The organism is Kitasatospora sp. MY 5-36, assembly GCF_001182915.1.
In the GTDB taxonomy this organism is placed as follows: domain Bacteria; phylum Actinomycetota; class Actinomycetes; order Streptomycetales; family Streptomycetaceae; genus Kitasatospora.
On record NZ_LFVW01000518.1, the window covers coordinates 1 to 8198 of the forward strand.

General features: G+C 75.1%; 8 protein-coding genes. 1 reads left to right on the plus strand and 7 read right to left on the minus strand.

Translation table 11 applies throughout. The features are described 5' to 3' along the window. Nucleotides 1-305: hypothetical protein (locus AE652_RS28880; RefSeq protein WP_049656761.1), on the minus strand; the 305-nt coding region annotated here is incomplete at its 3' end. Nucleotides 306-357: 52 nt separating this feature from the next. Beyond that, nucleotides 358-1122 carry a sigma 54 modulation/S30EA ribosomal C-terminal domain-containing protein gene (locus tag AE652_RS28885; protein ID WP_049656763.1) on the minus strand — a complete coding sequence of 255 codons (765 nt, stop codon included), beginning with the start codon at nt 1120-1122 and terminating at the stop codon, nt 358-360. Between the two features lie 341 nt (nt 1123-1463). On the opposite strand from AE652_RS28885, the gene AE652_RS28890 reads away from it, so the two are divergent. Then, entirely contained in the window at nt 1464-3956 is a 2493-nt protein-coding gene (locus AE652_RS28890; RefSeq protein ID WP_049656765.1) for a cytochrome P450, read from the plus strand. A 19-nt stretch (nt 3957-3975) separates the two neighbouring features. Here the strand turns inward: AE652_RS28890 and AE652_RS28895 are convergent, their stop codons facing one another. The 5 genes from AE652_RS28895 to AE652_RS28915 form a co-directional block, all read right to left on the minus strand. Further along, nucleotides 3976-4167, minus strand: coding sequence for a DUF6126 family protein (locus tag AE652_RS28895; protein ID WP_049656767.1), 192 nt, complete (start codon nt 4165-4167; stop codon nt 3976-3978). 43 nt (nt 4168-4210) lie between these two features. Next, nucleotides 4211-4552, minus strand: coding sequence for a helix-turn-helix transcriptional regulator (locus tag AE652_RS28900; RefSeq protein WP_049656769.1), 342 nt, complete (start codon nt 4550-4552; stop codon nt 4211-4213). Between the two features lie 250 nt (nt 4553-4802). After that, the gene (locus tag AE652_RS28905) at nt 4803-5270 is read right to left on the minus strand and encodes a hypothetical protein (protein ID WP_049656770.1); all 468 of its coding nucleotides are present in this window, start codon (nt 5268-5270) and stop codon (nt 4803-4805) included. A 301-nt stretch (nt 5271-5571) separates the two neighbouring features. Then, the gene (locus AE652_RS28910; RefSeq protein ID WP_053112320.1) at nt 5572-6765 is read right to left on the minus strand and encodes a glycoside hydrolase family 3 N-terminal domain-containing protein; all 1194 of its coding nucleotides are present in this window, start codon (nt 6763-6765) and stop codon (nt 5572-5574) included. Nucleotides 6766-6861: 96 nt separating this feature from the next. Next, nucleotides 6862-8198: PLP-dependent aminotransferase family protein (locus AE652_RS28915; protein ID WP_049656774.1), on the minus strand; the 1337-nt coding region annotated here is incomplete at its 5' end.

Here is an 8198-nt window from a genome sequence, read left to right on the forward strand (position 1 = left end):
GAGAGCGCGGCGCTGGCCGGCCCGGCCGCGGGGCCGCCGGTCCGCACCAGCCGCTCGCCGAGCAACGGCAGCAGGTCCGCGACCGCCGCGGGCAGCCAGAGCGTGAGCGCGAACGGCGCCGGTCTGGCCAGAACGCGTAGCAGCGGCAGGACGCAGGCGTCGTCGTGCAGCGCGGGGATGACCTCCAGCAGCCCGTCCACCGCCACGTCGGAGACGTCGCCGCCGTGCCCGCGCGCGAGGTCGCGCAGCAGCGCGCGCTCGGCGGCGGTGATCCGGACGGTCAGCATGACCTCGTCGCAGTCCATGGTCCCGGCCCCTGTCGTGGAGAGTTGGTGGTGTGGTCGTCGGGTCGTGGTGTCAGTCCTGTGCCGACAGGGTTCCTGCCCCGATCCGGCCCTCCGATACCGGCGCTATCAGGCCGTAGTGGCCGTCGAAGCGGCGGTAGAGCACCCGGGCCCGGTGGTCGCCGGGGTCGGTCCAGCCGACGAACGGGCGGCCGGTGAGCCAGAGCCGGCGGGCCGCCTCGGCGAGGTCGAGCGGGGGCATCGCGCTGGTGCCCGCGGCGCACAGTTCCACCGTGCCGCCCGGCGTGCAACGGTGCACCAGGCCGTCCCGTCCGGTCGCGGCGTCCGCGAAGAGGTGGAACCGCCGGTCGAGGGCGAGCAGTTCGAGCACGGCCTGTTCGGGGCCGCGGCGGGCGAGCACGACCGCCTTGTGCCGGGCGATCCGCCGCTGGGCGAGCGGACGGTCGGCGAACTGCGGGCGGTAGGCGCTCTCGTACGCGACGGCGAAGCCGATGTCGCCCTGCTCGCGCAGCCGGACGGCCCGGCCGGCCAGTGTGCCGAGCACCAGGTCGACGGACTCCCGCGCGGTGCCGGTGGCCAGCTGCACCCGGACCGGGCCGACGCCCGCCAGCTCGACGTCCGCCTGGGCCAGCGCGGGCCGGGTCACCGAGCGGTTTCGCGAGCGGGTCAGCCGCAGTCGCAGCGCGTGGGTGTCGGGGCCGAGCGCCGCGGCGGTGGCCAGTGCCCGGGCCCGGGCGTACTCGGCCTCCTCGCGGGGCAGCTCACCGCGGATCTCCACCCGGACGTCGAGGGCCAGCCGGTGGCGCAGACGGGTCATCAGGTTCCTCCTTCTTCGCATCCATGCTGTCCCTCGTACGCCCGTGCGGCGAGGGTCCAAAGACCCTGCCCCGCGGGCGAGCCGCCGACCGCCCGGAGGGTCGCATCGGCGCAGGTCAACACCGGATTTCGAGCACGCACGAAAGGGTCGATCCACTCGGCCGTTGGAGTGATCCCCGCACATTCGGCGCAACGCTCGGGAAACCGGCGCGTTTGTTCAACGTGCGCCCTCCCGCCGGGGGCGCGCGCGGGGCCCGCGCTGGGCGGACCCCCGGCTCCCGGCCGGCCCGCCGCTGCCACCCGGCATCGCCCGCACCGGCCCCTCTGGTGAGAGGTAGTGTCATGTCCCTGCTGACCGAGACGCGGAAGCTGATCGTCCCCCCGAGAACCGCACCCGGCCCGTCCCCGCTGGCCCGCGCCGCCGTCCCGCCGCTGGCCCCCGGCGCCCTGCCCGGCCTCGGGCACGCCGGTGCCCTGCTGCGCGACCCGCTCCGCTTCCTCGGTTCGCTCTCCCGCCACGGCGGGGTGGTCCGCATCCGCCTCGGCCCGCGCACCGTCTGCGTGGTCACCGACGCCCGGCTGGTCCACACCCTGCTCGTCGCGCTGGCCCACGACTGCCCGCGCGGCGCCGTCCAGGACACCCTCAAGACGGCCTTCGGCGACGGCCTGCTGATGTCCGAGGGCCAGGCCCACCGGGACCGCCGCCGGATCATCCAGCCGGCCTTCGGCCCGGACCGGATGGGCGAGTACCTGGCCGTGATGCAGCAGGTCACCGAGGAGCGGGCCGGACGCTGGCGCCCCGGGCAGGTCCTCGACGTGGCCAAGGAGATGAACCACCTGGCGCTGGAGATCGTCACCCGCACGCTGTTCGACGCCCGGCTCAGCGAGGACGCCACCGTCGCCTTCCACCGGGCGCTGCCGGACCTGGTGAAGGGCCAGATCGTCCAGTCCCTCTACCCGAGCCCGGCGCTCGCCCGGCTGCCGCTGCCCGTCAACCGGCGCTTCGACGACGCCGTCCGGGTGCTCAACCGGGTGGTCGACCAGGCCGTCAACGGCCGCGCCGCGGGCGCCGAGGAGGGCCGCCGCACCCTGCCCGCCCTGCTGCGCGCCGCGACCGACCCGGCCAGCGGGTGCCCGCTCACCGAGGCCGACGTGCGGTCCGAGGCGATCGCCATGTTCGGCGCGGGCACCGAGACCGTCTCCACCACGCTCACCTGGCTGCTGGACGAGCTGCTGCGCCACCCCGAGGTGGAGGCCCGGATCCTCGCCGAGCTGGACGAGCACCTGCCCGCGGGCACCGTCCCCACCCTCGAGGCGCTGGCCCGGCTCACGTACACCCGCAGCGTCACCCAGGAGGTGGTGCGGCTGCACGCGCCGAACGCCTTCCTGATGCGCACCGCCCGGGTTCCGGTCGATCTGGGCCCGTACCGCGTCCCGGCCGGCACCGAACTGCTGTACAGCCTCACCGCGCTGCACCGCGACCCGCTGCGCTACCCCGAGCCCATGAGCTTCCGGCCCGAGCGCTGGCAGGACGCCGGCGGCACCGGACGGCCGTCCTTCCTGCCGTTCGGTGCGGGCAAGCACAAGTGCATCGGCGAGGCCTTCGCCTGGGCGGAGCTGACCGTCGCGGCCGCGGCGATCCTGCGGCGCTGGCGGCCGGTGGCGGTGCCGGGCGCCCGGGCCCGCGAGGTGGTGTGGACGACGGTCCAGGCGCACGGCCTGCGGGTGCGGCTCGCGCCGCGCGGCGCGCGCTCCCCACGCAGGAGCTCCACCGCGGCCTCCCGCGAGGGTGATACCGGCTCCTCACCGGGGGACACAGTGCCCTCCTCCCCCGGTGAGCCGCCGTCGGGCCGGTGTCCGTTCACCGGCGCCAGCCGTGCGACCGCCCCCGCCGACCCGGCCGCCCCGGCGGACCTCCGGTCGCGTGCCGACCTGCTCCTCTCCGCCGACCGGCACGCCGACTGGGCGGTCCGCCGCGGCCTGCTCACCCCGGCGGAGCTGCCCCGCTACCGGGGGTACGCGCTGCACGAGCTGATCGGCTACGCCTATCCCCGCGCCCGGGGCACCGAACTCGACCTCCTGGTGGACATGCTGGGCTGGTTCACCATCCTGGACGACCGGTTCGACGGCCCGCCCGGCCGCCACCCCGTCCAGGCCCGCGCCGTGGTCGACCCGCTGATCGCGGTCCTCGACGGCGCCCGCGGCGGGAGCCCTTCCGAAAGTCGACTACTGCTCTCCTGGAGGGAGGTGTGGGAGCGCCAGACCGCCTCGATGTCCCCCGAGTGGCGCGCCCGGGCAGCCCGGGAATGGCGGGCCTGCCTGGCCACCTTCCCCGCCGAGGCCGACCACCGCGCCAACGGCACCGTGCCCGCCCTCGGCCTCGACCTGACGGACACCATGTGGCTGCGCCGGCACGGCAGTTGCCTCTACCCGTTCATGAACATAATGGAACGGGTCCACGGCACCGACGCCCCGGCCGCGCTGCACGCGGAGCCCGCGCTGCACCAGCTGCGCGCCAACACCGCCGACGCCGCCACGCTGATCAACGACCTCTACTCGCTGAAGCGCGAGGAGCGGCAGGGCGGGACGGCGTTCAACACCGTGCTCACCCTCGAGCGGGCCCACGGCTGCACCCGCGACCGGGCGGTCCACGCGGTGCGCACCCGGGTGGCGCAGCTGCAGCAGGAGAGCGAGGAGCTGCGCCGCGACCTGCTGCGCCGCCACCCGGCCGGGCGCTGGTACCTGGACGGCACCCGGGAGCTGGTCGCCGGCGTGCAGGCCTGGACCAGCACCAGCCACCGCTACCGCGTGCGGGACCGGGAGGCGCGCCAGTGAGCGGCCCGGTCCGGGAGCGCTACTTCCGGCCGCCGAGCGCGAACAGCAGCAGCACGAAACCGGCGAACAGGTGGGTGGCGAAGATGTAGATGCCCGCGCGGATCAGCATCGCCTTGCGGCGCCGCTTCTCCTCGCTCGTACCGTCCCCGCCCGTACCGCTCCCGCTGGTACTGCCCTCGCTCACGCTGTCGTCGCTCGTGCTGGCGCTCATGGTGGTGCTTCTCCTCGGATCGGGCGGACGGGCCGGGCGCGGCTCAGCGGGGCCGACCGCCGGGGGCGCGCAGCTCGGTGAGCAGCGCGCCCTGGTCGGTGATCAGCTCGGTCAGGATCCGGCGGGCCGCGCGCAGCAGTTCGGCGACGTCCGGGGTGCTGAGCGCGTACACCACGGTGTTGCCCTCACGGGTCGCCGTGACCAGCTGGGTGCGGCGCAGCACCGCGAGCTGCTGGGAGAGGTTGGACGGCTCGACCTCGATCTCCGCCAGCAGCTCGCGCACCGGCCGGGGGCCGTCCTGGAGCAGTTCCAGGACCCGGATCCGTACGGGGTGGCCGAGGGTGCGGAAGAACTCCGCCTTGGCCTGGTACAGCGGCACCGGCATCGTCCGCGCTCTCCCTCGGGTCCGGCTGGATGGTCGTCCGGCCGGGCGGGGATCTCCGCCGCGGCCGGTAGGCATCATCGCGACAGATGAAGATTTCTTCAAGTCGTCACCGTGCGCAGCCGGGGTGCGCCGGAATCCGGAAGGCCCCGACCGGGCGCTCCGCCGGGCGGTCGCGATCGGGTCGGGGCATGCGAAAGCCGAGCCCGGGACGCTGCCAACTCCCGGGCTCGGCAGTCATGGTGATGAGCCGTCAGCAGACTACAGGCACATCGACCGTGGCCGGGACCTGCCCGCTCCAGAAGCCCTCGACGTCGAAGGAGACGTGCACGGTGGACCCGCACGGCACCGTGCTGGAGATGCCGTCGACCCGCACGGTGGAGACCTGGAACACGGTGCGGCCGTTCACGGTGCCGAGCGAGGCCCCGCCGGTCACGTTGGCCGACAGGTGGGTCACCAGCTCCTTCGGCGCCGGCGGCCACGGGGTGCCCGGGGACGGCGGGCCGGCCAGGCCGATCTTCCCGTAGACCGCGACGCTGTCACCCGTCACGTCGGCGCAGGCGTAGGTGGCCAGGCCGGCCTGCAGGCTGGAGTAGCCGCAGGTGGTGACGGTGGCGGTGGTGGTGGCGGCGGCCGGGGTCGCGGCGATGGCCGGGACGGGGGCGGCGAGCAGGGTGACGGCGCCGGCGGCGATCCAGGTGGCGCGACTCATGCGGTTCATCGGTGCCTCCTCCTTCGGAGGGTATGAGGACGGACTGGGAACAGGTGACGTGGTACATATGACATTTCATAGGCCCACGACAGAAACTTTGACATGCGATTCCTCGGCCATGAGGCGGATTTACCCTCGGAAGTCAGGTGTCGACCGAAACTGAACCTTCGATGGCGCAATCAGCGCTGGACAGTCGAACGGGCGCCCCCATCCAGGGGACGCCCGCGTGGAGCCCGGGTGAACCGTTTCCGAACGCCCCCGGAGCCGCCTTCGAAGCCGCCGCCGAAGCCACTGCCGAGCCGCCGCCGGCTCAGCCCAGCGAGCCGCGCAGGGCGTCGACCCGGGCCACCGCCTCGCTGAAGGCGTGCCGGTCCAGGCGGCCGTCGTCCAGGGCGGCGGCCAGCGCCTCGGTGGCCTCCTCACCCTGCCGGGGGTCGCGCCCGGAGCAGAGCATCAGGTCCATCCCGGCCGCCGCGGCGGCCAGCGCGCGGTCACCGGGGCCGCCGTACGGGGCCAGTGCGTCCGCCTCCATGGCGTCGGTGACGGTCACGCCGTCGAAGCCGAGCCGGCCGCGCAGCTCGCCCTGGATGATCGCGTGCGAGAACCCGGCCGGGTGGTCCGGGTCCAGCGCCGGGTAGATCGCCCAGGAGGCCATCACCAGGCGCACGCCCGCCGCGATGGCCGCCCGGTACGGGGCCTCGCCGCGGGCGCGGAGCTGCGACAGCGGGACGTTCAGGGTGACCGGGCTCTCGTCGGTGTTCGCGCCCCGGGGCGCGGCGCCGAGACCGGGGAAGTGCTTGGCGGTCGCGGCCACGCCGAGGCCCTGCTGGGCGGTGAGGAAGGCGCTGCCCAACTCCGCCACCTTGGCCGGGTCCTGGCCGAAGGAGCGCTCGGAGTGGTCGATGAAGTTGTCCGGCGTGTCGTAGACGTCGAGCACCGGGGCGAGGTTGAGGTTCAGCCCGGCGTCGGTGAGGGTCCGGGCGGCACCGGCCCCGGACTCCGCCGCCGCGGCGACCGGGTTCGCCGCCAACCCGACGCGGCGGGCGGAGAGTTCGGGCGCACCGGGCAGCCGGCGGACCTTGCCGCCCTCCTGGTCGGTCATCAGCAGCAGCGGGCGCGGATGCGGCGCCTCGGCGGCGGCCTGCTTCAACTCGGCTATGGCCTCGGCGAGTTGCTCCGGGCTGGTGATGTTCTCACCGAACAGGATCACCCCGGCGGCCCGGCCCTCCCGGAGTGCCTGGAGCGTCGTGGCCGACGGTATCGGGCCCGGGTACGACAGCACGACCCGCCGCCCGGCGAGCACCCGGGAGTCCTCCTGCGCCAGGCCGGCCATCGCCGCGGTCCTCTCGTCCGGTGCACCCGGGACGCCCGGAGCGCCCGGGGCACCCGGAGCGCCCGGGGCACCGCGCGGCGGGGCGGGCGAGCCGAGCGGCACCGGCCCGAGCGCGGCGCCCATGACGGCCAGCACCACCCCGAACTGGGCGACACTTCGGAACAGGGCCATCACGCCTCCCGGTCGACAGGTGACTTCGGCATGTCAACGTACCCAGGGGTGCGGCGCGGCATTCCCCCATACACCGTATTCATCCGATAATCCGACTCAATCTCCGCGAGGTGACACCTCTCCGCGGACCAGCCGGCCCAGGACGGCCACACCCTCGGCGATCTCGGACACCGAGCCCGCCGCGTAGCCGAGGACCAGGCCGGGCGGGTACGGCAACCGGGCGTGCCAGGACAGCGGCTGCACCTTGACCCCCTCCGCCAGGGCGGCGGCGGCCAACCCCGTATCGGTACGGCCGCATCCCTCCGGAAGCGTCAGCATCAGGTGGAGGCCGGCCGCCGCGCCGTGCACCGTGGCCCCCGGCAGGTGGGTGCGGATGGCGTCGATCATCGCATCCCGGCGGCGGCGGTGGCGGCGGCGCAGCAGCCGCAGATGCCGGTCGAGGTCGCCGGACTCCATCAGCCGGGCGAGGACCAGCTGGGGCAGCACCGGGTTCCCGAGGTCGGCGAACCGCTTGGCCTCCAGGACGGCGTCCCGCAGCCGGTCCGGGACCAGCAGCCAGCCGGTGCGCAGCGCGGGGGCGAGCAGCTTGGAGACGCTGCCCGCGTAGCAGACCCGATCCGGCAGGACCGCCCGCAGGGCCGGGACGGGCGGACGGTCGTAGCGGTGCTCGGCGTCGTAGTCGTCCTCGATGACCAGGCCGCCCTCCGCCGCCCAGCGCAGCAGTTCGCGGCGCCGTTCGCCGCCGAGCACGACACCGGTCGGGAACTGGTGGGCCGGGGTGAGCAGGACGGCCGGGGCGCCGGTGTTGCGCAGCGCGTCGACCCGGACGCCCTCGGCGTCGACCGGGACGGGCGGGGTGGCGGCGAGCCAGTGGGCGAGGTGCTGCCGGACGCCGACCGAGCCCGGGTCCTCCACCGCGACCTCGTCGATGCCCGCCCGCCCGAGCGCGCGGCCGAGCAGGGCGAGCGCCTGGGCCGTACCGGCGACGATCAGCACCTCGTCGGGGTCGGCGCGGATGCCCCGGTTGCGGGCCAGCCAGTGGGCGACGGCCCGGCGCAGGACCGGGGTGCCGCGCACGTCGCCGTAGCCGAGGTCGGACGCGACGAGGCCGTCGAGGACGGCCCGTTCGGCGCGCAGCCAGGCGGCGCGGGGGAAGGCCGCGAGGTCGGGCACGCCGGGGGTGAGGTCGATCCTGGCGGGGGCGCCGCGCAGCCGCTCGAAGACCTCGGGGTCGGGGTCGTCCCGGAACAGCGCGGGCACCTGGCGGGGCGGCCGCGCCGCGGGCACCTCCCCCGGTACGACGGCGGCCGTGACCGGTACGGCGGTGGCCGCGACCACGACCGTGCCGCCCCGCCCGCGGCCCGCGATCTGCCCCTCCTCGGCGAGGCGCCGGTAGGCGTCGGTCACCACCCCGCGGGAGACGCCGAGTTCGG